We start from the raw sequence: 25,538 nt of genomic DNA, 5'->3' as shown, positions 1-25,538 counted from the left end.
TGCAAATCAGTCCCTCTGTTGCAGCCGTAGGGAATCACGGCAAAAACCCAAAAGCCAGAGGGCTTTTTCAGCAGCCTGTTAGAGCGGATCCGCTCCTCATCCGGCCTGCCGGCCACCTTCTCCCTGCAGGCGGGGCGAACGGGACTCGCGGCGGCGTCTCACTCCCCTTTCCCCGTCAGAACGGGGAGAAGGCTAGTCCTCGGGTTTAACCCGAGGGGAGGGGCAATCTTTCCGAAGGAACAAGTTCGCCGCAGCTTACGCCACCGCGCGCGCCAGCGCGCAGCGCGACCACAGCGAATGCAGCGCCCCGACCAGATGGTCGATATCGGCATCGGAGTGGAGCGGCGTCGGGGTGATGCGCAGGCGCTCGGTCTTCTTCGGCACCGTCGGATAGTTGATCGGCTGGACATAGACGCCGAAATTGTCGAGCAGCAGGTCGGAGATCCACTTGCACTTGGCGGCGTCGCCGACCATCACCGGCACGATGTGGCTCGGGTTCACCATGTGCGGGATGCCGCGCTTGTCGAGCAGCGACCGCAGCCGCCGGACCCGCTCCTGATGCGCGAAGCGCTCCACCTGGCTTTCCTTCAGGTGACGGATCGAGGCGAGCGCACCGGCGGCGAGCGCCGGCGGCAGCGCCGTCGTGAAGATGAAGCCGGAGGCGAAGGAGCGGATGAAGTCGCAGAGTGCCGCCGAGCCGGCGATATAGCCGCCCATGACGCCGAAGGCCTTGCCGAGCGTGCCCTCGATCACGGTCAGTCGGTGCATCAGCCCTTCGCGCTCGGCGATGCCGCCGCCGCGCGGGCCGTACATGCCGACCGCATGCACCTCGTCGAGATAGGTCATCGCGCCGTATTTGTCGGCGAGATCGCAGAGCTCCTTGATCGGCGCGATGTCGCCGTCCATCGAATAGACGGACTCGAAGGCGATGATCTTCGGCGCCCGCGGATCAGCCGCCGCAAGCTTGGCTTCGAGATCGGCCACCGAATTGTGCTTGAAAATGACGCGCTCGCATTTCGAATGACGAATGCCCTCGATCATCGAAGCATGATTCCCGGCATCCGAGAAGCAGATGATGCCGGGAATCTTGGAACAGAGCGTTCCGAGCGCGGCCCAGTTCGACACATATCCGGACGTGAATAGCAGCGCCGACTCCTTGCCATGCAGGTCGGCGAGCTCGCGCTCGAGGAGCACGTGATAATGATTGGTGCCGGAGATGTTGCGGGTTCCGCCAGCGCCTGCGCCGCATTCGTCGATCGCCTGCTTCATCGCCGCGGTGACGACCGGAGACTGACCCATGCCGAGGTAGTCGTTCGAGCACCAGACGGTCACCTCCTGGCTGCCGTCTGCCGTGTAACGTGTCGCCTTCGGGAAGTCCCCGCGATGGCGGGCGAGATCGGCAAAAACCCGGTAACGGCCTTCCTGATGCAGCGCGTCCAGCTCGCTTTTGAAGAAACTCTCGAAATCCATCATCATCTCCGATGCCCTGCCCGCCTTTGTTCGTTCAAAGCGACCAGAGCGTCAACCCCGGAAAGGCCCAGACGCCTGCGGCAAAAGGCCCTTACTTTTGAACTGTTCCAAAACAGCTAGTCGAACTCAATCCCCTCAACTTTGATCGAAGTCAAGCAATTGTGAAAAAGGGGCGGCCGCAGCCGCCCTTGTCAATACCTAAGTCGCACAGTCACGCGGCCGCCACGGCGCGCTTCGCCAGCACCTTGACGAGGTTGGCGCGGTAGGCGGCGCTGGCATGAAGGTCGGAAAGCAGCGCCGACGCGTCGATCGTCACATTGGCAACCGCGTCCGGCGACCAGTTGGCGGCAAGTGCCGCCTCGAGGCCGGGGTGGCGGAAGACGCCGTCGGCGCCGGCCCCGGTCACCGCGACGCGGACCGCGCCATCGTCGCGGCGCGCGACGAAGACCCCGGCCATGGCGTAGCGCGAGGCCGGGTTGGCGAATTTCTGGTAAGCGGCCCTCGCGGGCGCCTCGAAGCGCACGGCGGTGACGATCTCGCCGTTCTCGATCGCCGTTTCGAAGAGACCGGTGAAGAAATCGCCCGCCTTGATCTCGCGCCGGTCGGTGACGATCGTCGCGTCGAGCGCCAGCATCGCCGCCGGATAGTCGGCGGCCGGATCGTTGTTGGCGATGGAGCCGCCGATCGTGCCCATGTGGCGGACATGCGGGTCGCCGATGCGGCTGGCGAGCCCGCAGAGTGCGGGACAGACGGCAGCAAGCGCGGCGGAGGCGGCAACCTCCTCATGGGTGGTCGCCGCCCCGATCCGGACCGACCGGCCGTCGACGGCAATGCCCTTCATCTCGGCGATATGCCTGAGGTCGACGAGGTCGGTCGGTGCGGCAAGCCGCTGCTTCATCGTCGGGATGAGCGTCATGCCGCCGGAAAGATACTTGCCCTCCGCCGCAGCGCCCATCAGCTTCACCGCCTCCTCGACCGAGGAGGCCCTGTGATAATTGGTCTCGTACATCTCGGCTCCTCCCGATCAATGGCCGGCATGCGCCGCGGCCCAGACCTTCTCCGGCGTCGCGGGCATGGTGAGTTCGTTGTTGCCGATCGCGTCGGTGATCGCGTTGATCAGCGCCGGCGGCGAGCCGATCGCGCCCGCCTCGCCGCAGCCCTTGATGCCGAGCGGATTGCCCGGGCAGGGCGTGTTCGTGGTCGATACCTTGAAAGACGGCAGGTCGTCGGCGCGCGGCATGGCGTAGTCCATGTAGCTCGCCGTCAGGAGCTGGCCGCTCTCCGGATCGTAGTGCACGCCCTCGAGCAGCGCCTGGCCGATCCCCTGGGCCAGCCCGCCATGCACCTGTCCCTCGACGATCATTGGGTTGATGATGTTGCCGAAATCGTCCGCCGCGACGAACTGCACGACCTTCGTCTGGCCGGTCTCCGGATCCACCTCCACCTCGCAGACGTGGCAGCCGGCCGGGAAGGTGAAGTTGCTCGGATCGTAGAAGGCGCCTTCCTTGAGGCCGGGTTCCATGCCGGCCGGCAGGTTGTGCGCCGTATAGGCCGAAAGCGCCACCTGGGACCAGGGCACCGACCTGTCGGTGCCGGCGACCTTGAGCGCCCCGTCCTCGATGACGATGTCGCTCTCGTCCGCCTCCATCAGATGCGCCGCGATCTTCTTCGCCTTGGCCTCGACCTTGTCGAGCGCCTTGACGACGGCCGACAGGCCGACGGCGCCGGAGCGCGAGCCGTAGGTGCCCATGCCCATCTGCACCTTGTCCGTGTCGCCATGGACGATATTGACGCTGTCGATCGGCACGCCGAGGCGGTCGGCGACCACCTGGGCGAAGGTCGTCTCATGTCCCTGCCCGTGGCTGTGCGAGCCGGTCATCACCTCGATGGTGCCGACGGCGTTGACCCGGACCTCGGCCGACTCCCACAGGCCGACGCCCGCGCCGAGCGAGCCGACCGCGGCCGAGGGGGCGAGCCCGCAGGCTTCGATATAGCAGCTCATGCCGATGCCGCGCTTCATCCCCCGCCGCGCCGCCTCCGCCTGGCGCGTGGCAAAGCCGTCCCAGTCGGCGGCGGCCATCGCCGCGCTCAGCGACGCCTCGTAGTCGCCGGCGTCGTAGTTCATGATCACCGGCGTCTGATGCGGGAAGGAGCGGATGAAGTTGATGCGCCTGAGTTCGGCCGGCGAAAGGCCGAGCTCGCGCGCCGCCGTCTCGATGGTGCGCTCCAGGAGATAGGTCGCCTCGGGGCGCCCCGCACCGCGATAGGCGTCGACCGGCGCGGTGTTGGTATAGACGGTGCGGACATTGGCGTGGATCGCCGGGATGTCGTATTGCCCGGACAGCAGCGTCGCATAGAGATAGGTCGGGACGCAGGAGGAGAAGAGCGACATATAGGCGCCGAGATTGGCGATGGTGTCGACCTTCAGTGCGGTGATCCGGTTGCTCGCGTCGAAGGCCATCTTGACCGTCGAGACGTGGTCGCGGCCATGCGCGTCGGTCAGGAAAGCCTCCGTGCGATCCGCGGTCCACTTGACCGGCACGCCGGTGCGTTTCGACGCCCAGAGACAGACGAGCTCCTCCGGATAGATGTAGATCTTCGAACCGAAGCCGCCGCCGACGTCGGGGGCGATGACCCTCAGCTTGTTCTCCGGCGCGACATTGTAGAAGGCGCTCATCACCAGCCGCGCCACATGCGGATTCTGGCTGGTTGTGTAGCAGGTATAGTGGTCGTCACCGGCATCGTAGACGCCGAGCGTCGCGCGCGGCTCCATCGCGTTGGGCGACAGCCGGTTGTTGACGATCTTCAGTTCCGTCACGTGCGCCGCGGCCGCGATCGCCCGGTCGACGGCTGCCGCATCGCCGAGCTCCCAGTCGAAGATCTGGTTGTTCGGCGCTTCCGGATGTATCTGCGGCTGACCGGCCTCGAGCGCCTTGACCGGATCGGTGACGACGGGCAACGGCTCGTAATCGACGACGACCGCCTCGGCCGCGTCCCGCGCCTCGGCGACGCTGTCGGCGACGACGATCGCGACGGCATCGCCCACATAGCGCACGGTCTTGTCGGCGAGCGGCCGCCAGACGCCCATCCGCATCGGCGAACCGTCCTTCGAATGGATCATCCAGCCGCAGATGAGATTGCCGATCCCGTCGGCGAGCAGTTGCTGGCCGTCGAGCACGTCGATGACGCCCGGCATCGCCTTCGCCGCGGCCGCATCGATGCTCCTGATCGTCGCGTGCGCATGGGGGCTCCGCACGAAAACCGCGTATTTCATCCCCGGCACGCTCATGTCGTCCGTGTAGCGTCCCTTGCCGGTCAGGAAGCGCCTGTCCTCCTTGCGCGCCACCGGCGCGCCGATCCCTTCAACGCCCATTGCCTATCTCCTCCCGAGATGTTCAGCGAAGTCCTGCGATGAATTTCGTTTCGGCGGCTTGCCGCCGCTCATTCCGCCGCCTGGCGGGCGCCGCCCATCCCGGCCGCGGCGGCCAGTACCGCCTGGACGATGTTGTGATAGCCGGTGCAGCGACAGATATTGCCTTCGAGCTCGGCGCGCACCGTCGCCTCGTCGAGGCCGCTGCCGTGACGGCGGATGATGTCGACGGCGGTCATCACCATGCCGGGGGTGCAGAAGCCGCATTGCAGCCCGTGATGCGCCTTGAAGGCCGCCTGCACCGGGTGAAGCTCGCCATTTGCCGCAAGCCCCTCGATCGTCGTGATCGACGAGCCGGCCGCCTGCACCGCCAGGATCGAACAGCTCTTCACCGACTGCCCGTCCATGTGGACGACGCAGGCGCCGCACTGGGTCGTGTCGCAGCCGACATGGGTGCCGGTCAGGCCGAGATTTTCGCGGATAAAGTGCACCAGCAACGTCCGGTCGTCGCAGCTGCCGCTGACCTGGCGGCCGTTGACCGTCATCGTTATTTTCGCCATTTCGCTCCTCCGGGATGGGTCATTCCAAAGAGAACGCGACTTCGAATCGGGTGATGCGTTCACGCGACTGAAGGGACGCGCCAACTGATATCAATGCCCTCTGCCCGCCGACCGCTCCTCCCGGACCGGCGTGGCGGCGTTGTATCATTTGTCTTTTTTTGAAATGCCGCAACCGTTTCGGCCTGCGATAGGGGCAAAAAAATCTGGGCGCCCCTGTAACGCCGGAAACAGCGCCTTCAGGTTCCGTTCAGGAAGGATCGCATTATCTTGCGGCGGAAACGATTCGCCGGCTCCCGTGGACTTTACCGGGCGGCGGGTTATGTTTCGATTGCAAGTTCAAGTGGAGCAGACGGACCCGTCGCCCCATCATCACTCTAGGGACGGACGAAGCGACAGGCTGAAATCCGTAGAGATCGGAGAGGACAACATGAAGAAAGCCATCGCACTTGTGCTGGTCGCCTTGTCGGTCGCAAGCTGCACGCAGACGGAAAAGGGCGCCGGCATCGGCGCCGCATCGGGCGCAATCATCGGCGGCGCCGTCACCGGCAACGTGCGCGGCGCGGCAGTCGGTGCAGCCATCGGCGGCGTCGGCGGCGCGCTGATCGGCCATGCCACCGAGCAGCCCGGCCAGTGCTACTACCGCGACCGCTACGGCCGCCGCTACATCGACCGTTGCTGATCGCCGCGGCAATCCGCAAGACAGGGAGCCCCGGAGCGATCCGGGGCTTTTTCGTTCGGCGAGGCATGCCGCTGTGACGACGGCATTTCCGCCAGCGGTAGGGAGTGCCGGCAGGCGTTTGGGCCATTACGACTAGGCCGCCGGCAGTCCGTAATCGACCCGGAACGCTCCCTTTGTGCCTGCCGGACAACATAATGAGTCCTTTTTGCCGCGATTCGTCCGCGAATCGGTGTTTCGGGGTGGATGCGGGGGGTCGTCATCGTTAACAGATGGAAAACCCTGTCCTGCTATGATGGCCGCCGCCGCGTATGCAGGCAGTGAGTAGCGAGTCGCCTGAAACGGGATGCGGAGAGGAATGTCTCCACGATCGAGTATTGCGCACTGGAAGACAGCGACCGCGCTCGCAATCGTGGCCTCGGCGATGCTCGGCCCGCTTTCCGTCACCCAGGCCCACGCCTTCAAGATTTTCGGCATGCGCTTCTTCGAAAGCGCCGAAGAGGAAGTCCAGGTCATCGACCCGGTCCGTTACGCGCTCACCTTCGATGCCGGAACGGAGGACGAGGAGCTTCGCGAGGCGCTCGAAAACGGCTCGCAACTCGTCCAGGATCAGGAAAAGCCGGTCTCCGGCGATCTCGGCCTCGCGATCAAGGCGCGCGACGATCGCGACCGGCTTCTCGCGGTGCTTTACGAAAAGGCGCGCTACGGCGGCACTGTCAGCATCCTGATCGACGGGCAGGACATCGACAGCCTGCCGCCCGATCCCTCCTTTGCCGATGGTCAGGCGGTGCCCGTCGTCGTCCGCATCTCGCCCGGGCCGGCCTTCACGCTGGGCTCGATCACCTTCAAGGGCGATGCCGCCGGGCTCGATCCCGCCAGATATGACCTTACCCGTGGCGCCCGCGCCGACTCGACGCTCATCATCAAGGCCGGCGAGAAGATCGTCGAAGACCTCAAGGAGCAGAGCCGGCCGCTGGCAGAGCTTACCGAGCGCAGCGCCGTCGCCGACCATGCGACATCCACCGTCGACGTGACGATCAGCGTCGACGGCGGACCGGTCGCTCCCGTCGGTGAACTTACCGTTACCGGCACCAGAACCGTCGATCCGAACTTCGTCCGGGACTATTCCCGCCTCAATCACGGGCGGCCCTATTCGCCGGAAAACATCCGCAAGGCGGCCGAACGCCTGCGGCAGTTGAACGTCTTTTCCAGCGTCACGATCAACGAGGCCGACAAGCTCGCGCCCGACGGCACGCTGCCCATGAACATCCAGGTGTCGGAAGGCAAGCACCGCTATTTCGGCTTCGGCGGCCAGGTCTCGACCACCGAGGGCCTCGGCCTGCAGGGCTATTGGGGCCACCGCAATCTCTTCGGGCGCGCCGAATCGCTCAGGATCGAAGGCTCGGTCGATCGCATCGGCGAGACCACCGACGTCGGCAGCCTCGACTATTCGGCCGGCATCCTGTTTGCCAAACCCGGAGCCTTCGGACCGGCTTCGACCTTCACCGCCAGCGTCAAGGCGAGCCTCCTCGACCCGGACGCCTATAGCGCCAAGACCATCACCGGCGCGGCGGGCGCGAGCTTCGAGCTTTCCCAGACCGATACGGTCTCGGTCGGGGCGGAACTGGGCCTCGCGGATATCGACGATGCCTTCGGTTCCAACTCCTATCTCACCGCCGCCATCCCCCTCGAATATGTCCGCGACACCCGCGACGACAAGCTCAACCCGACCGAGGGCTACCGGGCGCTGATCAACGCGAAGCCGAGCTACGAATTCGAAGGACAGACCTTCTTCAGCTCGTTCGAGGCCTCCGCCTCGGCCTATTATTCGCCGGGAGACGAGAACCGCTTCGTCCTTGCCGGCAAGCTCGCCGCCGGCGTTCTCGCCGGTGGCGACGAACTCTCCGACATCCCGGCGACGCGGCGCTTCTTCCTCGGCGGCGGCGGATCGGTGCGCGGTTACTCCTTCCAGGAAATCAGCCCGCGCAATGCCGACAACGAACTGACCGGCGGCCGCTCCTATGTGAACGGCTCGTTCGAGGCGCGCATCGCCATCACCGAGACGATCGGCATCGTCCCGTTCATCGATTTCGGCAGCGTCTCGGCGAGCACCGCACCGGATTTCTCCGACATCCGCGCTGGCGCCGGCATCGGCCTGCGCTACGCGACCTCCTTCGGACCGATCCGGCTCGATTTCGCCGTGCCGCTCAACAAATATCCGGGCGGCACCGACTACGGCATCTATGCCGGCATCGGCCAGTCCTTCTGATGCGGGCCGCCTTGCCGTGGTAAACTGGCAAGGGCAGCCCCGCGGGGTTCCGTCCTGCCGATTCCAGAGCGGCGCAACATGGTCTATGGATAGGACATGAATCAGGTCATCGGCATCACTCGATCAGCGCTGCGCTACCTCTTCGCCGTCATCGGCGCACTGTTGGTCGCGCTGCTCCTCATCGTCGCCTTTCTGGGCTTCACCGTCCCCGGAGCGCGCGTTGTCGCCTGGGCGATCGAGAAATATGCCGGGACGCCCGACCAGATCGTCCGCATATCGGATCCCGGTGCGCTGCTGACCGGCGACTTTACCGCCGGCAGCGTCACGCTTTTCGACGGAGAGGGCATTTATGCGGAGGTCCGTGACCTTTCGGTCGACTGGTCGCCGGCCGAGCTCCTGTCGCTGCGTTTCGACGCGAGCCGGATCGCGGCAGATTCCGTCCGTGTCGAGCGGTTGCCGATCCCCTCCACCGAGACGAAGGAGGTGCGCTCGACCTTCGCCCTTCCCGTCGACGTGAAGATCGACGCCTTCGACCTCAAGGAGGTCATGATCGGCCGAAAGATCGCCCGCGAGGATCATTTCCTGACGGCGAAGGGCAAGGTCGACGCCACCAATTCGAGCATTGCGCTCGCGCTCGACGCCGCCGAGCGCGACCGGCCCGACGCCCGTGCCGTTGCCGACCTCGTCTTCAATCCGGCCGGCAACCAGCTGAAGCTGCAGGCGGAAGTGACCGAGCCGAAGGGCGGGCTTCTCGCGAAGCTCCTCCGCCTGCCGGGCGAGCCCGCTGTCGATATCAGGCTGACGGGCGAGGGCCCGCTTTCCGACTGGGCGGGATCGGGCACGGCTTCGCTCGACGGAGCCGAGGTTCTGAAGCTCGACGGCCGGCACGAACTGGCGAAGGACGGGATGCACAATCTCTCGGTCTCGGGCGGCGGCGCGCTTGCGAGCCTGATGCCGCCTGCCTTCAGGCCGCTCTTCGAAGGGACGAGCAGCATCGATCTGACGGCTGCCTTCGACGGCAAGAGCCTGGTGTGCATCGAGGCCGGCAGGCTTTCGACCGGCGCACTGACGCTCGATGCCGCCGGCACCATCGACAGCCGGGGCGAGAACAATCTCAAGGCAAGCCTCACCGGCACGAAGGGTCCGATCGATTTCCGCTGGCCGCTGAAAGAGGGCGAGCTCCGGGCGCTGATCAACGTGGCCAACCTGTCGCTGATCGGTGAGGGCCAGTCGGCGATCCTCGATGTCGCCGCCGACGTGCCCTCGGTCGCGCTGCCGCAGGGCAATCTCGCGGCCGTCCGCCTCTCGGCGCAAAGCGACGCCTTCAATCTGGAGACGCAGTCCGGGTCGCTGAAGACGACCGTCGACATCGGCGAGACCCGATTTGCAAGCGCCGACCTCCAGCGGGCGATACAGGCGCCGATGAAGGTCGACGGCACGATTTCCGTCGCGCCGGACGAGGTTCGCTTCGACCCGCTGACGATCGAGAGCGCAAGCATTGGCGGATCCCTCACAGGCAGGCTCGACCGGGCCGACGCATCGCTCGAGGCCGCCTTCAAGCTCTTCGCCGTTCCGGCCGTGCTGCCGCCCGCGCTCGCGGCGAAGCTCGACAAGACGATCGCGCTCTCCGGCAACCTCGCGACGGAAGACGACGGCACCCTTCGGCTGAGCGCCCTCGAAATCGGATCGGAGCTCGTCGCGGCCACCGGCTCGCTTGCACTTTCGGGCGAAACGCTCACGGCCGACATTCAGGGCACTCTTCCGGATATCGGCAGGCTGCTGGAGGACGCCAAGGGCGCCGCAGCGTTCCACGCGACCGCCTCCGGTCCCCTCAGCAAGCTCGGTGTCAAGGCGGACATCACGTCGAGCAGCGCGACGCTGGCGGGACGCACCTTGAGCGATCTCAGGATCGACGCCGACGCGACGGTAACACCCGGAAGCCCCGAGGCGACGCTCACCGCCACCGGCACGCTCGAGGGCCAGGCGATCGACATGCGCGCCGTTGTCGCCTCGAAGGATGGCCTGACCTCTCTCCCCACAATCGAGGCAAAAGTCGGCGGCAACACCCTGACCGGCGCGATCGCATTGACGGCGGACTTCAAGCCGAACGGCCGGATCGATTTCAGCCTGCCCGATCTCGGGCTGCTCGCCGCCATGGCCGGCCAGCAGGCATCGGGCGACCTTGCCGGCACTGCGACGGTGCAGACCGCCAACGGGGTGACCTCGGTCGCGATCGAGGCCAAGGGCGCCGGGATCCGGCGCGAGGCGCTGGCTGTCGCCAGGCCGGAGGTCGAGATCGATATAGCCGATGTCTCCGAGCCGGCGGTGCGCGGGGCGATCAGGGCGGAAAGCCTGTCGCAAGGAGCCAACCGCGTATCCGACGTCAGCCTCGTTTTCGACCGTCAGGCGGGCGGGCGGCAGGGGACGAACTTCTCTGCGGACGGCCTCTATGACGGCGCGCCGCTGACGGCAAAGGGCGAACTGGCGAGCGAGGCCGGCCGCACCGAAATCCGCCTTGCCTCGGCCGCGGCGGCGCCGAGGCGCCTGCCGCTGGAGCTCGCGGCACCCGCGGTCATCGCCATCGAAAACGGCGTCGCACGTCTCGACGACCTGACGATCCGCGCCTCGTCCGGCACCATCGCCGTCTCCGGCACGGCGGGCGACCGGCTCGACCTCGCGGCGCGCCTCGACGACCTCCCGGCCGTGCTCATCAACAATTTCGCGCCGACGCTCGGTGCCGAGGGCATCGTCGACGGTACGATCGACATCGACGGAGAAGCCGGGGCACCGCTGGTCGAATACGGTCTTTCCTGGCGCGGCGCGTCCGTGTCGTCGCTGCGGGCCGGCGGCATTGCCGCGCAGGATCTGACCGCGCGAGGCACGGTCAGCGTCAGCGAGACCGAAATCCGCTTCGATCCCACGGCGATCTCGAGCGCCGGCTTTCGCGGCAGCATCTCCGGCAGTCTCTCCCGTGCGGAGAAGACGGCCGCCGCGAATTTCCGGTTCGAGGCCGAGCCCGGCCTGCTGCCGGAGGGGCTCGCAACGAGGTTCGACACACCCGTCGCGGTCTCGGGCATGATCGAGACCGGCGGCGATGGCAGCGTCAAGCTGAGCGCCCTCGAAGTCGAATCGGGCACGGTGAACGCCGCCGGGTCCGCAACGCTTGCCGAAGGCCGGCTGACGGCCGACATCACCGGCGCCCTGCCCGATCTCGGCAAGCTGCTTGCCGAGGCGGAGGGTGAGCTTGCCTTCAGCGCCGACGTCTCCGGCCCGCTCGACTCGCTCGCCATCAAAGGCGAAGTCACCTCCGGCGGCGCCGTCCTCGCCGGCCGCTCGCTGACGGAGCTGACGGTCACCGCCGATGCGACGGTCAGGCCCGGCAACCCGCAGGCAAAGCTTAACGCCACAGGCACCCTCGACGGACAGGTAATCGACGCTCGCGCGGACATCGTTTCCGAGGGCGGCCGCACTTCGATCCCGTCACTCGAGGCCAGGATCGGCAACAACCGCCTGGCGGGCGCGCTCGACCTGACGGCCGACTTCAAGCCGAACGGCAAGCTCGATTTCACCCTCCCCGACCTCGGTCTGCTTGCTGCCATGGCCGGCCAGCAGGCCTCCGGCGACCTCGCCGGATCGGCGACGCTGCAGACGGCGAACGGTGTCACTTCGGCCGTGATCAAGGCCAATGGCGGCAGCATCCGCCGCGGCGAACTGGCAATCGCCAAGCCGGAAGTCGACCTTGCCGTCGCGGATATCGCCAGGCTCGCGATCAGCGGGGCGATAAGGGCTGAGAGCATCGCACAAGGGGAAAACCGTGTAACGGACGTCGATATCGCCTTCGACCAACAGGCCGGCAGGACGGGCTTTTCCCTCCAAAGCCTCCTTGACGGCGCGCCGCTGACGGCAAAAGGCGAGCTGGCGAGCAATGCCGGCCGCACCGAAATCCGCCTCGCCTCCTTCTCGGCCGCGCCAAGGCGCCTGCCGCTCGAGCTCGCCGCGCCGACGGTGGTCACGATCGAGAAGGGCGTCGCCCGGCTCGATGCGCTGACGATCCGGGCTGCGACCGGCACCGTCGCCGTCACCGGCGCGGCGGGCGAAAGGATCGACATCGCGGCCAAGGTCGACGCCCTCCCCGCCACATTGATCCACGCCTTCCTGCCGACGCTCGGGGCCCAAGGCACGATCGCCGGCACCGTCAATGTCGACGGCGAAGCCCGGGCGCCGGTGGTCGGATACGATCTCACCTGGGGCGGCGCATCGCTCGCCCCGGTGCGGTCGGCGGGCATTCCCGCGCAGGACCTGACCGCCAAGGGCACGATCACCGTCACGGAAGCGAGCATCGCGTTCGATCCGACGATCACCGGAAGTGCCGGCCTCCGCGGCAAGTTCCGCGGCAGCCTGGACCGCGCCGCATCGGCCGCCACGGCCGACTTCGAGATAGAGGCCGAACCGGGCGCGCTGCCGAAAGGCATCGCCGGGAAATTCGACGGGCCGGTCGCGATCTCCGGCAAGGTCGAGACCGGCGGCGATGGCAAGGTCGAATTGAGTGATCTTGCAGTCAAGTCCGGCACGGTCGAAGCCAGCGGGTCGGCGAACCTTGCCGAAGGTCGGCTCGTGGCCGATATCGAGGGCGCCTTGCCCGATCTCGGCAAGCTGCTTGCCGATGCCGAGGGCAAGGCTGCCTTCGACGCCGACATTTCCGGACCGCTCGACGCGCTCGCCGTCAAGGGCGAGCTGACGTCGAGCGGTGCCGTTCTGGCGGGCCGTTCACTGACGGACCTGACGGTCACCGCCGATGCGACGATCAAGCCCGGCAGCCCGCAGGCGAAGCTCACCGCGACCGGCGGGCTCGACGGCCAACCGATCGACGTGCGCGCCGAGGTCGTCCCGAAGGACGGCCGCACATCCGTTCCGGTTCTCGCGGCGAAAATCGGCGACAATCGCCTCAGCGGTGCGATCGAGCTCACGCCGGACATGAAGCCTTCCGGCACGATCGATTTCGACCTTCCCGACCTCGGACTGGTCGCCGCAATGGCCGGCCAGAAGGCGTCGGGCGACCTTTCCGGCTCCGCCACGATTCGCACCGTGAACGGCACGACGTCGGTCTCGCTCAAGGCGAGCGGCCGTGCCATCAAGCGCGATCAGCTGACGATCACCAGGCCGGTCGCCGACATCGGTATCGCCGATCTTGCCGCCCTTGCGATCCGCGGCGACATCAAGGCCGAGAGCGTCGCCCAGGGGCAGAATCGGGTGACCAACGTCAGTCTCGCCTTCGAGCAGCAGGGCGGCAGAACCGGCTTTGCGATCGATGGCCGGTATGACGGCGCCCCGCTTGCCGCCAGGGGAGACCTGGTGGTCGACGGCGGCCGCACCGAGATCCGCCTCGCCTCCTTCTCGGCCGCCCCGCGCAAGGTGGCGTTGAAGCTCGCCAAACCGACGGTCGTCGCGATCGAGAACGGTGCCGTCAGCCTCGGCGACCTGACCATCCAAGCCTCGAAGGGCGCCATCGCGGTCACCGGAACGGCGGGCCCGAGCCTCGATATCTCGGCCCGGCTCAATGCGCTGCCCGCGACCTTGATCAACACTTTCGCACCGGCGCTCGGCGCGGAAGGCGCGATCAACGGCACCGTCGAAGTGAGCGGAACCGCGGCCGCGCCGGTCGTCGATTACGATCTCCGGTGGAACGCCGCTTCGGTGGCGGCGGCGCGCGGCGCCGGTGTGGCAGCGCTCGAAGTGTCGGCAAAGGGCCGCTTCGCCAACAACCGCGTCACCGTCGACGTCACGGTGAGGGGCCCGGGCGATCTCTCCTTCCGCGGCGGCGGCCAGGTCGACATGGGTGGAAACATGCCCCTGTCGATGAAATTCGCCGGCGACGTGCCGTTCGGGCTGTTGGCCAATACCATGGCCGAGCAAGGCTTCACGCTTACCGGATCGGCCAATGTCGATCTCGCGCTCACCGGCTCGGCGCGCGCGCCGCAGATCGCCGGCAGGGTCTCGACGGCGGGGGGCCGGCTCGTCGATGTCCGGCGCAATCTCGCCCTCAACGACCTTGCGGCCGACGTGGCGCTCGACGGCAGGCAGGCAAGCATTTCACGGCTCTCCGCCAACCTCGCCACCGGCGGATCGATCGAGGCTAGCGGCACGGTCGGCATCGCCGCCGGATCCGGCTTCCCGGCCGATCTCCGGATTCGTCTCAACAACGCGACCTACGTCGACGGCACGCTGTTCACCGCCAATCTTGCGGGCGACCTGACGCTCAAGGGTCCGCTCGTCTCCACCCCCGTTCTCGGCGGCCGGCTGACGATCCGGCGGGCCGCGATCACCGTTCCGGAGAAGCTGCCGGCCTCGCTCGCGGCCATCGACATCAAGCACAGGAACGCGCCTGCGCGGGTGCGCGAGATGGCGCGGGACCTGAGGAAAGACACGTCGGGAGGCGCCGGGGCGAAGGCGGCCGGCGTCATCGCCTTCGATCTAGCCGTGCATTCGCCGGGCCAGTTTTTCGTGCGCGGCCGCGGCATCGACGCCGAGCTCGGCGGCGACCTGACGATCCGCGGCAACGCCGCCCAACCGATCGTTTCAGGCGGCTTCGACATGCGCCGCGGGCGCCTCGAGATCCTCGGCAAGCGGCTGACCTTCACGGAAGGCCACATCGGCTTTGGCGGCGGCCTCATCCCGACGCTCGACCTCGACGCCAGCTCGAGCGCCGGTTCGACGACGATCACCGTCAACGTAGCCGGCCCCGCCAACAATCCGCAGGTGACCTTCTCCTCCTCGCCGGCCCTGCCGCAGGACGAGATCCTGGCGCAGCTGATCTTCAACCGCTCGCTCAACAACCTGTCGGCCTTCCAGATCGCCCAGCTCGCCTCCGCCGTCAGCCAGCTCGCCGGCGGCGGCTCGACCTCGCTGCTCGACGGCCTGCGCAACAAGCTCGGGGTCGACGACCTCGACATCACCACCGACGAGAGCGGCGGCGCCCAGGTGACGGCCGGCAAGTATCTCAACGACCGGACCTATCTCGAACTGCAGCAAGGCTCCGACTCGGCCTCCAGCAAGGCGATCATCAACCTCGACGTCGGCCGCGGCGTGAAGCTGAAGGGCGAGGCCGCCGGCGACGGCTCCGCCGCCGGCGGGATATTCTTCGAGCGGGAGTATTGATGGCGGGAGCATTGTAAGAGCATTTCGCAGGCAGGTGGAATCACCTGATGGCGCAAAAATGCGGCAAAACAAACAGATGAGCGGGTGGCGCGAACGTATGGGACCCCATTCCGCTCGAGCGGGCTGCCCCTCACCCTAACCCTCTCCCCGCATGCGGGGAGAGGGGAGCATTGTTAGCGGGCTACCCCTCACCCTAACCCTCTCCCCGCATGCGGGGAGAGGGGACGAGGGCGGCGCCCCATAGCCCTTCTCCCACCGGCGGTGTGGGGTGGTCTCGGACCTCGCGGCAAGCCCCTTCTCCCCGTATAACGGGGAGAAGGTCGCGGCAGCGGGATGAGGGGCGTTCCACCTCTCGGGATGGGAGGCATACCCCTACCGATTCAAGCCGCATTCCGATCGACCCCGAACGCGTCGAGCACGTTGCTCTCGTCGAGCGCGCCGAACAGGGCCCAGATATGCCCGAAGGGATCGATCAGCGCGCCGACCCGATCGCCGGTCGGCAGCGTTTCGGCGGCATTGCGCAGGCTGGCGCCGGCGCCGATCGCCCGTTCGATGATGCGATCGACGTCGTCGACGTGCAGCTCGAGGATCGCCGCCGTCGTGCCGAGCGCGTGCGGCGAGCGCGGACCGCCCAGTCGCGGTTCGGCGTCGCGGCGCGGATTGGCTCCGGCGACGCGGAATACGGAGTCGCCGATCGAGAGATCGGCGCTCGTCAGGATGCCGCTCCACTCATGGCGCTGGAGAAGCTCGGCACCGAAGACGTCGCGATAGAAGGTGATCGCCCGCTCCTCGTCCCCATGCCTGACGAAGAGCTTGATGCAGATCCGCCGTACCGACGGACCGCCAGAGTAGATGGCCATGGTAACCTCCTTGGATCGCGATGATTCCGGGTCGGTTGAACCCCGAATCAGGAACGCCATCGGTCAATAAACGGGAAGGGATGCGGGCGGACGACCGCACTCCCGAGCCTCTCTTTTTCGCTGAGGTGGGACATCTTACAGGGTAGAGTGAACAAATCAAGAACAAAACGCCATGAGCCTCACAATTGCAATGGAACCGTCAGGGCGTGCCGGTCATCTTGCTGGTCTTCAAAAGAATGTTCGTTTCCGTGACGGTGATGCCGTCGATCAGCCGGATGCGCCTCAAAGTCTCGTCGAAGGAGGCGAGATCGCGGTCCTCGAGTTCGGCGATGAAGTCCCATCGGCCGTTGGTGCTGTGGAGCGCCCTCACCTGCGGCAGGCCGCGCAATTGCTCGGCGACGCGGTCGGCCATCTTGCCGTGAACCTCGATCAGGACCACGGCCCGGACGCCGGAGGCGGGGATCTCCGCCCCCGTGCGGATCGTGAAGGCGGCGATCGTGCCGTTCGCCACCAGCCGGTCGATGCGCGCGGCGACCGTCGCGCGCGAAACGCCGGTCATCGCCGAAAGCGTCGACACGGGCGTGCGCGCATTCTGCCGGAGCGCGCTGATCAGCGCCTGATCGAGATCGTCCATTCTATCACTTTGTCAAAAGCAGCTTATCAATATGCCAGTCTTAGCTCTCTAATCGACAGTTTTCCATCTTTTTGCTGTCACGCTTTTTGCCGATAATCCGCTCGATTTCATCGGCATTTCGAACGAAGGGAAGAGGCGGACATGAAGACCATCACGTTGATCGGTGCACCCATCGAGGAAGGCTCCGGCCGCCGCGGCGCCGCCATGGGACCGACGGCGCTGAGAATCGCCGGCATCGACACGGTGCTCGCGGAGCTCGGCCATGCGGTTCGCGACGAGGGCGACATCCGGCCGCTGCCGGTCCGCGATCTCGCCAATCACCCGGGCGCCAACAATCTTCAAGCCGTCGCGGCCTTTGCCCGCGCGCTGGACGACGCCGTATATGATGCCGCGCGAAAGGGGCATTTCCCGATCATCCTCGGCGGCGACCATGCCCTTTCCATGGGCAGCGTCTCGGGCATGGCGCGACATGCGCGAGAGATCGACCGGCCGCTCTTCGTCCTCTGGCTCGACGCCCATGCCGACTTCAACTCGCCGACGACCTCGCCCTCCGGCAACATGCACGGCATGCCGGTGGCCTTCTTCTGTGGCGAGGCGGAATTCGCGCCCATCCTCGCAAGCGACCGGCCGCTGGTCGACCCGAAAAGGGTTTACCAGGTCGGCATCCGTTCCGTCGACGCGCGCGAGCGCGAGGAGATCGCCGAGCACGGCGTCAACGTCTATGACATGCGGGCGATCGACGAGATGGGCATGGCCTCCATCATGCGCCAGATCCTCGACGAGGTCCGCGCCGTGAACGGCCTCCTCCATGTGAGCCTCGACGTCGATTTCATGGATCCGGAAATCGCGCCGGGCGTCGGCACCACCGTGCCCGGCGGCGCCACCTTTCGCGAGGCGCATCTGATCATGGAGATGCTCTGCGACAGCGGCCTCGTCTCCTCGCTCGACGTCGTCGAGCTCAATCCCTTCCTCGATGATCGCGGCAAGAGTGCCCGCGTCCTCGTGGAGCTGACCGCGAGCCTTTTCGGCCGCCGGATTCTCGACCGCCCGACCCGTAGCGCCTGAAACGGCGGGCAAAAGCAAGTCTTAACGAATCCGCGCCTACAATGGGCCGAAAGCGCGAAGCGGAACTTTTCCGCGCATGATGCGACTTGCGCCTCGCCGGATGTCGTCGGCGGATTACCACTCCCGGCCGGATGGGCGCCCCACTCGCGGGCCCCTGGACGGGAGCGTCACACGACCGGAAAGGACTTTCGATGACAGGCACGCCGAGGACTTCCGCATTTGACGGCGAGACGCTCGAGATCATAGCGTTCCGCCTCCACGACCAGGAATTTTGCGTCAAGACGACGACGATCCGCGAAATCCGCGGCTGGGCCCCGTCGACGCCCATCCCGCATTCGCCGCCGGAGGTGATCGGCGTCATGAACCTGCGCGGCACGGTGATCCCGATCATCGACCTCGCCCACAAGCTCGGGATGAAATCCACCGTCGCCAACGAGCGCAGCGCCATCGTCGTCGCCGAGGTTCACAACATGGTCATCGGCCTCGTCGTCGACCGGGTGTCCGACATCCTGACGGTCCAGGGCAGCCAGGTTCAGCCGGTGCCGGAAGTGACCGCCTCCTTCGACAAGAGTTTTGCCGAAGGCATCATCGCCAACGAGACCGGCATGATCTGCTTCCTCAACCTCGCCCGCATGTTCAAGGAACGCGAGGTCGAAGAGCTCGCGGCTTGATTTAGATCGCCTGGAGGTCTTGAAAAGGCCCCTCCCCAACCCCTCCCCATAGGTGGGAGGGGCTTGGCGCTCGCGGCCGGCTGAGTGCCTATTCGAAGGCCCGAGGCTGTGGAGCGGTCAAAAGCCTCTGCCCGCGCCGCAAATGAAATGTGCGGCCACAGCACGTTGGTGCGAAGGTATTGCCTTAGAGCGGGATGCGCTCACATGCGTTCGCGCCAGCGCCCTATCTGTTTGTTTTTGCCGCATTTGTGCGACGTCAGGTGATTCCACCTGACTGCAAAATGCTCTAGTTGACTCGAGAACTGCCCTGCAACGTCATAAGCAGGGTCCAACCTCCCAGCCACCGTCAACTTCATGGACAAGCGGTGCGGCAGGTTAAGCCCCTCCCACCTGTGGGGAGGGGTTGGGGAGGGGTCCATCTCACCCCCGATTGATCACCGCCTCCGCCGCTTCCGGCCTCCGGATCTTCGCTGCCGCCTCGAGCACCAGCGGGTTCAGCCCCTCGCCGCCGTGCTCGATGTGCTTGAACAGTTTGCGACGCATGCGCGGTTCCCAATATTTGTTGATATGCGTCGCCACCCCTTGCGCCGCCTCTCTTGCCGGCTGGCTCTGGAAAAAGGTGGCGATCTGGTTCGCCATGTAGATAAGCTTGGCGTTGGTATCAGACATTCGGCGACAGCTCCGCTTCTCAAATGTTGCCGCGGGCCGCGGGCGGAGACCGGTAGCCGGTCTTCCCGTCCCTCATGATGCGCTCCGCATGGGTGAAGATTTCGAATTCGTCGCCGCGCACCAGCGCGATGAGGGTCATGCCCGCCTCCTCCGCCGTGCGGATCGCAAGCGCCGTCGGCGCGGAAATGGCGATGATCACCGGACTGCCGGTGATCGCGGTCTTCTGGACCATCTCGACGGACACCCGCGACGTGACGACGACGGCGCCATCCGCACCCCTGAAGCCGGCGCGCGCGGCAGCGCCCGTCAGCTTGTCGAGCGCATTGTGGCGGCCGACATCCTCGCGCACCGCAATCAGCCCCCGACCCGGCACGTAGAAGGCGGCACCGTGCGCGGCGCGGGTTTCGATGTGCAGCGGCTGCTGGCCGTTGAGGAGACCGACCGCCTCGACGACGTCCTCATCGCTGAGCCTGAGCGGCGAGCCGGAAACATCCGGCGTCACCCGCACGGCCTGCTCGATCGATTCGATGCCGCAAAGTCCGCAACCGACGGGTCCGGCCATATGACGGCGGCGGCGGCGCAACATCTCGTTCTGCACGTCGACGAGCGTGATCTGCAGGTCGATGCCCTTCTCCTCGGCAACGACATCGATCGCCTCGATCTGCTCGGGCCCGGCGATGATGCCTTCGGTCAGGCTGAAGCCGACGGCGAAATCCTCGAGATCGGCGGGCGTCGCCATCATTACCGCATGGGTCGAGCCGCCATAGGTGATCGCGACCGGCGTTTCCTCCGGCACTACGCGCGACTGGGCGACGAGCGCCCCGGCCCGTCGCGCCGCTTCGGAAACCTTCACCGTCGTTGCGAAACGGGTCGTGTCTGCCGCCCGCACTGCGACGGCTGGAAAGGATGAAACTCGCTTGCCCGTCATCCCCTCTCCTATTCCGCCGCCTCCAGCTTGCCGGCAATGCGGCGTGACTGCCGCGCTTGCTCGTCATAGTCGCGCTGCCAGTCGGACGGTCCGTTCGAGGGCGACACCTGCACCGCGGTCACCTTGTATTCCGGGCAGTTGGTCGCCCAGTCGGAGAAGTCGGTGGTGATGACGTTCGCCTGTGTCGTCGGATGATGGAAGGTCGTATAGACCACGCCCGGCGCGACCCGGTCGGTGATCAACGCCCGCAGCGTCGTCTCACCCGAGCGGCTGGCAAGCCGGACCCAATCGCCGTCGCGAATGCCGCGCTGTTCGGCATCGTGCGGATGGATCTCCAGCCGGTCCTCCGCATGCCAGACGACGTTGTCGGTGCGCCGCGTCTGCGCGCCGACATTGTACTGGCTGAGGATACGGCCGGTGGTGAGCAGCAGCGGGAAGCGCGGCCCCGTCTTCTCGTCGGTCGCGACGAATTCGGTGCGGATGAACTTGCCCTTGCCGCGCACGAAGCCGTCGACATGCATGATCGGCGAACCGAGCGGCGCCTTCTCGTTGCAGGGCCACTGCACCGAGCCCATCTTGTCGAGATAGTCATAGGAGACGAGAGCGAAGGTCGGCGTCGTCGCCGCGATCTCGTCCATGATCTCGGACGGGTGGCTGTAGTTCCAGTCAAGGCCCATGGCCTGGGCGAGCTTCTGCGTCACCTCCCAGTCGGCATAGCCGTTCTTCGGCCGCATCACCTTGCGGACGCGATTGATGCGCCGTTCGGCATTGGTGAAGGTGCCGTCCTTTTCGAGGAAGGTCGAGCCCGGCAGGAAGACATGCGCGTAGTTCGCCGTCTCGTTCAGGAAAAGATCCTGCACCACGACGCATTCCATCGCCGCGAGGCCGGCCGCCACGTGCTTCGTGTCCGGGTCCGACTGCAGTATGTCCTCGCCCTGGATGTAGAGGCCCTTGAAGGTGCCCTCGACGGCGGCATCGAGCATGTTCGGGATGCGCAGCCCCGGCTCGTTGTTGAGGGTGACGCCCCAGAGTTTCTCGAAGATCTCGCGCGTCGCGTCGTCGGAGATGTGCCGGTAGCCCGGCAGCTCGTGCGGGAAGGAGCCCATGTCGCAGGAGCCCTGCACGTTGTTCTGCCCGCGCAGCGGATTGACGCCGACGCCCGGCCGGCCGATGTTGCCGGTCACCATGGCGAGGTTGGCGATCGCCATCACCGTCGTCGAGCCCTGGCTGTGCTCGGTGACGCCGAGGCCGTAATAGATCGCGCCGTTGCCGCCGGTCGCATAGAGCCGCGCCGCGCCGCGGACGAGTTCCGCCGGGACGCCGGTATAGGCTTCGGTCGCCTCCGGGCTGTGATAGGGCTCGGCGACGAAGGCCGCCCAGTCCTCATATTCCGACCAGTCGCAGCGCTCGCGGATGAACGCCTCGTTCGCAAGGCCCTCGGTTACGATGACATGGGCGAGCGACGTCAGGATGGCGACGTTGGTGCCCGGCTTGATCGGCAGGTGGTAGGACGCCTCGACATGGGCCGAGCGGACGAGATCGATCCGGCGCGGGTCGATGACGATCAGCTTGGCGCCCTGGCGCAGCCGCTTCTTCAGCCGCGAGGCGAAGACCGGATGGCCGTCGGTCGGGTTGGCGCCGATGATGACGGCGACGTCCGTGTGCTCGACGCTGTCGAAATCCTGCGTGCCGGCCGAGGTGCCGAAGGTCTGGTTGAGGCCGTAGCCGGTCGGCGAATGGCAGACGCGGGCGCAGGTGTCGACATTGTTGTTGCCGAAGCCGGCGCGTACCAGCTTCTGCACCAAATAGGTCTCCTCGTTGGTGCAGCGCGACGAGGTGATTCCGCCGACCGAATCGCGGCCGTATTGATACTGGATGCGGCGGAACTCGTTAGCCACATGCGCGTAGGCCTCTTCCCAGGTAACCTCGCGCCAGGGGTCGGTGACCTTCTCGCGGACCATCGGGTTGAGGATCCGATCCTTGTGGCTGGAATAGCCATAGGCGAAGCGACCCTTGACGCAGGAATGGCCACGGTTCGCCTGGCCGTCCTTCCACGGCACCATGCGCACCAGCTCCTCGCCGCGCATCTCCGCCTTGAAGGAGCAGCCGACGCCGCAATAGGCGCAGGTGGTGACGACCGAATGTTCGGGCTGGCCGATCTCGATCACCGATTTTTCCGTCAGCGTCGCCGTCGGGCAGGCCTGTACGCAGGCGCCGCAGGAGACGCATTCGGAGGAGACGAAATCCTCGTTCATCCCCGCCGAAACCTTGGAGTCGAAGCCGCGGCCGCTGATCGTCAGCGCGAAGGTGCCCTGCACCTCCTCGCAGGCCCGCACGCAGCGCGAGCAGACGATGCACTTCGCCGGATCGAAGGTGAAATAGGGATTGGATTCGTCCTTCGGCGCCCATTGGCGATTGATCTCGCCATTGTTGCGCGCCTTGACGTGGTTCGCCCCGTCATAGCCGTAGCGCACATCGCGCAGGCCGACCGCACCGGCCATGTCCTGCAGTTCGCAGTCGCCGTTGGCGGCGCAGGTCAGGCAGTCGAGCGGATGGTCGGAGATATAGAGCTCCATGACGCCGCGGCGGACATCTTTCAGCCGCTGCGTCTGCGTCGAAACGCTGATGCCCGCTGCCACCGGCGTCGTGCACGAGGCCGGCATGCCGGCGCGGCCCTCGATCTCGACGAGACAGAGGCGGCAGGAGCCGAAGGCCTCCATCATGTCGGAGGCGCAGAGCTTCGGCACCTCGATCCCCGCTTCCATCGCCGCCCGCATGATCGAGGTGCCTTCCGGCACGGTGATCTCGCGCCCGTCGATCGTCAGCGTCACCAGCTTTTCGGACTTGGAAGCAGGAGTGCCGTAGTCGATTTCATGTATGAGAGACATTTCAGGCCTCCTGGGAAATTGTGTTCAGGTTGGCGGACATGGCCGCCACCGTCGATGCCGGCATCCGCCCCTCATCCGGCTGCCGCCACCTTCTCCCCGCTCGCGGGGAGAAGGGATATGCCGCGCCGTCCCAGTCCCCTCTCCCCGCCTGCGGGGAGAGGGTTAGGGTGAGGGGCAAAACTTCGAGTGCCAACATCGCCATCATTCCGCAGCCTCCACCCTTGGTGCCGGCTCGAAATCCTCCGGGAAATGCGTCATTGCGCTCATCACCGGATAGGGCGTGAAGCCGCCGAGCGCGCAGAGCGAGCCGAACTTCATCGTGTTGCAGAGATCGGCGAGCAGCTCGCGGTTCTTCTCCGGCTCGATGCCGGCGGCGATCTTGTCCGCGACCTCGACGCCGCGGGTCGAGCCGATGCGGCAGGGCGTGCACTTGCCGCAGCTTTCGACGGCGCAGAACTCCATGGCGAAACGGGCCTGCTTCAGCATGTCGGCCGTGTCGTCGAAGACGACGATGCCGGCATGGCCGATGAGCCCGTCCTTCGCCGCGAAGGCCTCGTAGTCGAACGGCGTGTCGAACAGCGCCCGCGGGAAATAGGCGCCGAGCGGGCCGCCGACCTGCACCGCCTTCACCGGCCGGCCGCTTGCCGTGCCGCCGCCGATCTCGTCGACGAGCTCGCCGAGGGTCAGGCCGAAGCCGATCTCGAACAGGCCGCCATGCTTGACGTTGCCGGCGATCTGGATCGGGATCGTGCCGCGCGAGCGTCCCATGCCGAAGTCGCGATAATAGGCGGCGCCCTTGTCTAGGATCACCGGCACCGAGGCGAGCGAGATGACGTTGTTGATGACCGTCGGGCAGTCGAACAGGCCCTTGTGCGCCGGCAGCGGCGGCTTGGCGCGCACGAGCCCGCGCTTGCCTTCGAGGCTGTTCAAGAGCGACGTCTCCTCGCCGCAGACATAGGCGCCGGCGCCGGTTCTGACTTCCATGTCGAAGGCATGGGCGGAACCGAGCACCGAGGAGCCGAGCACGCCCGCCGCCCGGGCGATCCCGATCGCCGCGGTCATCACCGCGATCGCATGCGGATATTCCGAGCGCGTGTAGACGTAGCCCTTTGTCGCGCCGGTGGCGATGCCGGCGATCGCCATGCCCTCGATCAGCACGAAGGGGTCGCCCTCCATGATCATCCGGTCGGCGAAGGTGCCGCTGTCGCCCTCGTCCGCGTTGCAGACGATGTACTTGCGCTCCCCTTGCGCTTCGAGCACGGTCTTCCATTTGATGCCGGTCGGAAAGCCCGCACCGCCGCGGCCGCGCAGGCCGCTTTCCGTGACCTCGGCGACGATCGCTGCTGGCTGCATCGCAACCGCCTTTTCAAGGCCACGCAGGCCGCCATGGGCGCGATAGTCGTCGAGCGACAGGGGATCGGTGATGCCGCAGCGGGCGAAGGTCAGCCGCGTCTGCCGCTTGAGGAAGGGGATGTCCTCCGTCTTCCCGAGACAGAGCGGGTGAGCGCCGCCTGTCAGAAGCCCCGCATCCAACAAAGCGGCGACGTCGCGCGCCTTGACCGGACCGTAGGCGACACGGCCCTCGGCCGTTTCGACCTCGACGAGCGGCTCCAGCCAGTGCATGCCGCGCGACCCATTGCGGACGATCGTCGCGTCGAGACCGCGCGCGGCGATCGCCTCCGCCATCGCCGTCGCCACTTTTTCGGCGCCGAGCGCAACGGCCGCGGCATCGCGCGGAATATAGATCTTCACCGTCATCGGCGTGCCTCCGCGACCAGTGCCTCGAGTTCCGCCTCGTCGAGCCGCGCATGCACCTCGCCGTCGAGCATGGCGGAGGGCGAGCAGGAACAGAGCCCGAGACAATAGACCGGTTCGAGCGTCACGGCGCCATCCGGCGTCGTCTCGTGGAAATCGATGCCGAGCAGCGCCTTGGCGCGTTCGGCCAGGCGGTCGCCGCCCATCGACTGGCAGGCCTCGGCACGACAGAGCTTCAGCACATGGCGCCCGGCCGGATGCTCGCGGAAGTCATGATAGAAGGTGACGACGCCATAGACCTCGGCGCGTGACAGATTGAGCTCGCGGGCGATCAGCGGCAGGCTTTCCTCTGGCACATAGCCGAATTCGTCCTGGATCTCGTGCAGAATGGGAAGAAGCGGGCCTTCCAGTTCCTTGAGTTCGCCGACGATCGCTAGCGTGCGCTCGGTCACGTCTGCGCGCGGCAGATGAATATTCACGCCAAGAGCCCTCCCGGCTCGCGGCGCGCCGCGCTGCCAGGTGCCTCCCGACCGTCGCCGCGCCGCCATTTCAAACACTTGGCAAAGAT

The 25,538-nt window shown here is 66.4% G+C and carries 16 protein-coding genes; 5 read left to right on the top strand and 11 right to left on the bottom strand.

Annotated features, from left to right (window positions below; all coding sequences use genetic code 11):
- Positions 1-255: 255 nt before the first annotated feature.
- The 4 genes from hemA to ATB98_RS12145 form a co-directional block, all read right to left on the bottom strand.
- Complete coding sequence (hemA, locus tag ATB98_RS12160; protein WP_066873917.1) at positions 256-1,470, bottom strand: 5-aminolevulinate synthase; 1,215 nt, start codon at positions 1,468-1,470, stop codon at positions 256-258.
- Between the two features lie 211 nt (positions 1,471-1,681).
- Positions 1,682-2,479 carry an FAD binding domain-containing protein gene (locus ATB98_RS12155; RefSeq protein ID WP_066873915.1) on the bottom strand — a complete coding sequence of 266 codons (798 nt, stop codon included), beginning with the start codon at positions 2,477-2,479 and terminating at the stop codon, positions 1,682-1,684.
- 15 nt (positions 2,480-2,494) lie between these two features.
- Entirely contained in the window at positions 2,495-4,843 is a 2,349-nt protein-coding gene (locus ATB98_RS12150) for a xanthine dehydrogenase family protein molybdopterin-binding subunit (RefSeq protein ID WP_066873913.1), read from the bottom strand.
- A gap of 68 nt (positions 4,844-4,911) precedes the next feature.
- Complete coding sequence (locus ATB98_RS12145; protein ID WP_066873911.1) at positions 4,912-5,400, bottom strand: (2Fe-2S)-binding protein; 489 nt, start codon at positions 5,398-5,400, stop codon at positions 4,912-4,914.
- A gap of 427 nt (positions 5,401-5,827) precedes the next feature.
- On the opposite strand from ATB98_RS12145, the gene ATB98_RS12140 reads away from it, so the two are divergent.
- The 3 genes from ATB98_RS12140 to ATB98_RS12130 all read left to right on the top strand — a co-directional run bounded on the left by ATB98_RS12140 (position 5,828) and on the right by ATB98_RS12130 (position 15,500).
- Positions 5,828-6,079 carry a glycine zipper domain-containing protein gene (locus ATB98_RS12140; protein ID WP_066873909.1) on the top strand — a complete coding sequence of 84 codons (252 nt, stop codon included), beginning with the start codon at positions 5,828-5,830 and terminating at the stop codon, positions 6,077-6,079.
- A gap of 355 nt (positions 6,080-6,434) precedes the next feature.
- Positions 6,435-8,345, top strand: coding sequence for an autotransporter assembly complex protein TamA (locus ATB98_RS12135; protein WP_066873906.1), 1,911 nt, complete (start codon positions 6,435-6,437; stop codon positions 8,343-8,345).
- Positions 8,346-8,441: 96 nt separating this feature from the next.
- Entirely contained in the window at positions 8,442-15,500 is a 7,059-nt protein-coding gene (locus ATB98_RS12130; RefSeq protein WP_066873904.1) for a translocation/assembly module TamB domain-containing protein, read from the top strand.
- Positions 15,501-15,880: 380 nt separating this feature from the next.
- Here ATB98_RS12130 and ATB98_RS12125 read toward each other — a convergent pair whose 3' ends face one another.
- Positions 15,881-16,360, bottom strand: a complete 480-nt coding sequence (locus ATB98_RS12125; protein ID WP_066873902.1) for a VOC family protein — start codon at positions 16,358-16,360, stop codon at positions 15,881-15,883.
- Between the two features lie 199 nt (positions 16,361-16,559).
- Positions 16,560-16,994: an Lrp/AsnC family transcriptional regulator gene (locus ATB98_RS12120; protein ID WP_066873900.1), complete on the bottom strand. Its 435-nt coding sequence runs from the start codon at positions 16,992-16,994 to the stop codon at positions 16,560-16,562.
- Positions 16,995-17,135: 141 nt separating this feature from the next.
- Here ATB98_RS12120 and rocF point away from each other — a divergent pair, with 141 nt between their 5' ends.
- Positions 17,136-18,059: an arginase gene (gene rocF / locus ATB98_RS12115; protein WP_066873898.1), complete on the top strand. Its 924-nt coding sequence runs from the start codon at positions 17,136-17,138 to the stop codon at positions 18,057-18,059.
- 191 nt (positions 18,060-18,250) lie between these two features.
- On the top strand, positions 18,251-18,730 hold the full coding sequence (locus ATB98_RS12110) for a chemotaxis protein CheW (RefSeq protein WP_066873897.1): 480 nt from the start codon (positions 18,251-18,253) through the stop codon (positions 18,728-18,730).
- Between the two features lie 420 nt (positions 18,731-19,150).
- On the opposite strand, the gene ATB98_RS12105 is transcribed toward ATB98_RS12110, so the two are convergent.
- The 5 genes from ATB98_RS12105 to ATB98_RS12080 all read right to left on the bottom strand — a co-directional run bounded on the left by ATB98_RS12105 (position 19,151) and on the right by ATB98_RS12080 (position 25,449).
- The gene (locus ATB98_RS12105; protein WP_066873895.1) at positions 19,151-19,399 is read right to left on the bottom strand and encodes a formate dehydrogenase subunit delta; all 249 of its coding nucleotides are present in this window, start codon (positions 19,397-19,399) and stop codon (positions 19,151-19,153) included.
- Between the two features lie 19 nt (positions 19,400-19,418).
- Complete coding sequence (fdhD, locus tag ATB98_RS12100; protein ID WP_066873894.1) at positions 19,419-20,327, bottom strand: formate dehydrogenase accessory sulfurtransferase FdhD; 909 nt, start codon at positions 20,325-20,327, stop codon at positions 19,419-19,421.
- An 8-nt stretch (positions 20,328-20,335) separates the two neighbouring features.
- Positions 20,336-23,215, bottom strand: a complete 2,880-nt coding sequence (gene fdhF, locus ATB98_RS12095) for a formate dehydrogenase subunit alpha (protein ID WP_066873892.1) — start codon at positions 23,213-23,215, stop codon at positions 20,336-20,338.
- Positions 23,216-23,416: 201 nt separating this feature from the next.
- Positions 23,417-24,973: a formate dehydrogenase beta subunit gene (locus ATB98_RS12085; protein ID WP_066873888.1), complete on the bottom strand. Its 1,557-nt coding sequence runs from the start codon at positions 24,971-24,973 to the stop codon at positions 23,417-23,419.
- Positions 24,970-25,449, bottom strand: a complete 480-nt coding sequence (locus ATB98_RS12080; protein WP_066873886.1) for a formate dehydrogenase subunit gamma — start codon at positions 25,447-25,449, stop codon at positions 24,970-24,972. Before ATB98_RS12080 ends, ATB98_RS12085 begins: the two co-directional genes overlap by 4 nt.
- Positions 25,450-25,538 lie beyond the last annotated feature (89 nt).

It is taken from the genome of Sinorhizobium saheli (assembly GCF_001651875.1).
GTDB lineage: Bacteria > Pseudomonadota > Alphaproteobacteria > Rhizobiales > Rhizobiaceae > Sinorhizobium > Sinorhizobium saheli.
Note: the sequence above shows the minus strand (reverse complement) of the source record. Positions and strands in the feature narration are given on the sequence as shown.

Coding starts and splice junctions, on each gene's coding strand:
- hemA (WP_066873917.1), bottom strand. CDS start 1,470: ATGGATTTCGAGAGTTTCTTCAAAAGCGAGCTGGACGCGCTGCATCAG.
- ATB98_RS12155 (WP_066873915.1), bottom strand. CDS start 2,479: ATGTACGAGACCAATTATCACAGGGCCTCCTCGGTCGAGGAGGCGGTG.
- ATB98_RS12150 (WP_066873913.1), bottom strand. CDS start 4,843: ATGGGCGTTGAAGGGATCGGCGCGCCGGTGGCGCGCAAGGAGGACAGG.
- ATB98_RS12145 (WP_066873911.1), bottom strand. CDS start 5,400: ATGGCGAAAATAACGATGACGGTCAACGGCCGCCAGGTCAGCGGCAGC.
- ATB98_RS12140 (WP_066873909.1), top strand. CDS start 5,828: ATGAAGAAAGCCATCGCACTTGTGCTGGTCGCCTTGTCGGTCGCAAGC.
- ATB98_RS12135 (WP_066873906.1), top strand. CDS start 6,435: ATGTCTCCACGATCGAGTATTGCGCACTGGAAGACAGCGACCGCGCTC.
- ATB98_RS12130 (WP_066873904.1), top strand. CDS start 8,442: ATGAATCAGGTCATCGGCATCACTCGATCAGCGCTGCGCTACCTCTTC.
- ATB98_RS12125 (WP_066873902.1), bottom strand. CDS start 16,360: ATGGCCATCTACTCTGGCGGTCCGTCGGTACGGCGGATCTGCATCAAG.
- ATB98_RS12120 (WP_066873900.1), bottom strand. CDS start 16,994: ATGGACGATCTCGATCAGGCGCTGATCAGCGCGCTCCGGCAGAATGCG.
- rocF (WP_066873898.1), top strand. CDS start 17,136: ATGAAGACCATCACGTTGATCGGTGCACCCATCGAGGAAGGCTCCGGC.
- ATB98_RS12110 (WP_066873897.1), top strand. CDS start 18,251: ATGACAGGCACGCCGAGGACTTCCGCATTTGACGGCGAGACGCTCGAG.
- ATB98_RS12105 (WP_066873895.1), bottom strand. CDS start 19,399: ATGTCTGATACCAACGCCAAGCTTATCTACATGGCGAACCAGATCGCC.
- fdhD (WP_066873894.1), bottom strand. CDS start 20,327: ATGACGGGCAAGCGAGTTTCATCCTTTCCAGCCGTCGCAGTGCGGGCG.
- fdhF (WP_066873892.1), bottom strand. CDS start 23,215: ATGTCTCTCATACATGAAATCGACTACGGCACTCCTGCTTCCAAGTCC.
- ATB98_RS12085 (WP_066873888.1), bottom strand. CDS start 24,973: ATGACGGTGAAGATCTATATTCCGCGCGATGCCGCGGCCGTTGCGCTC.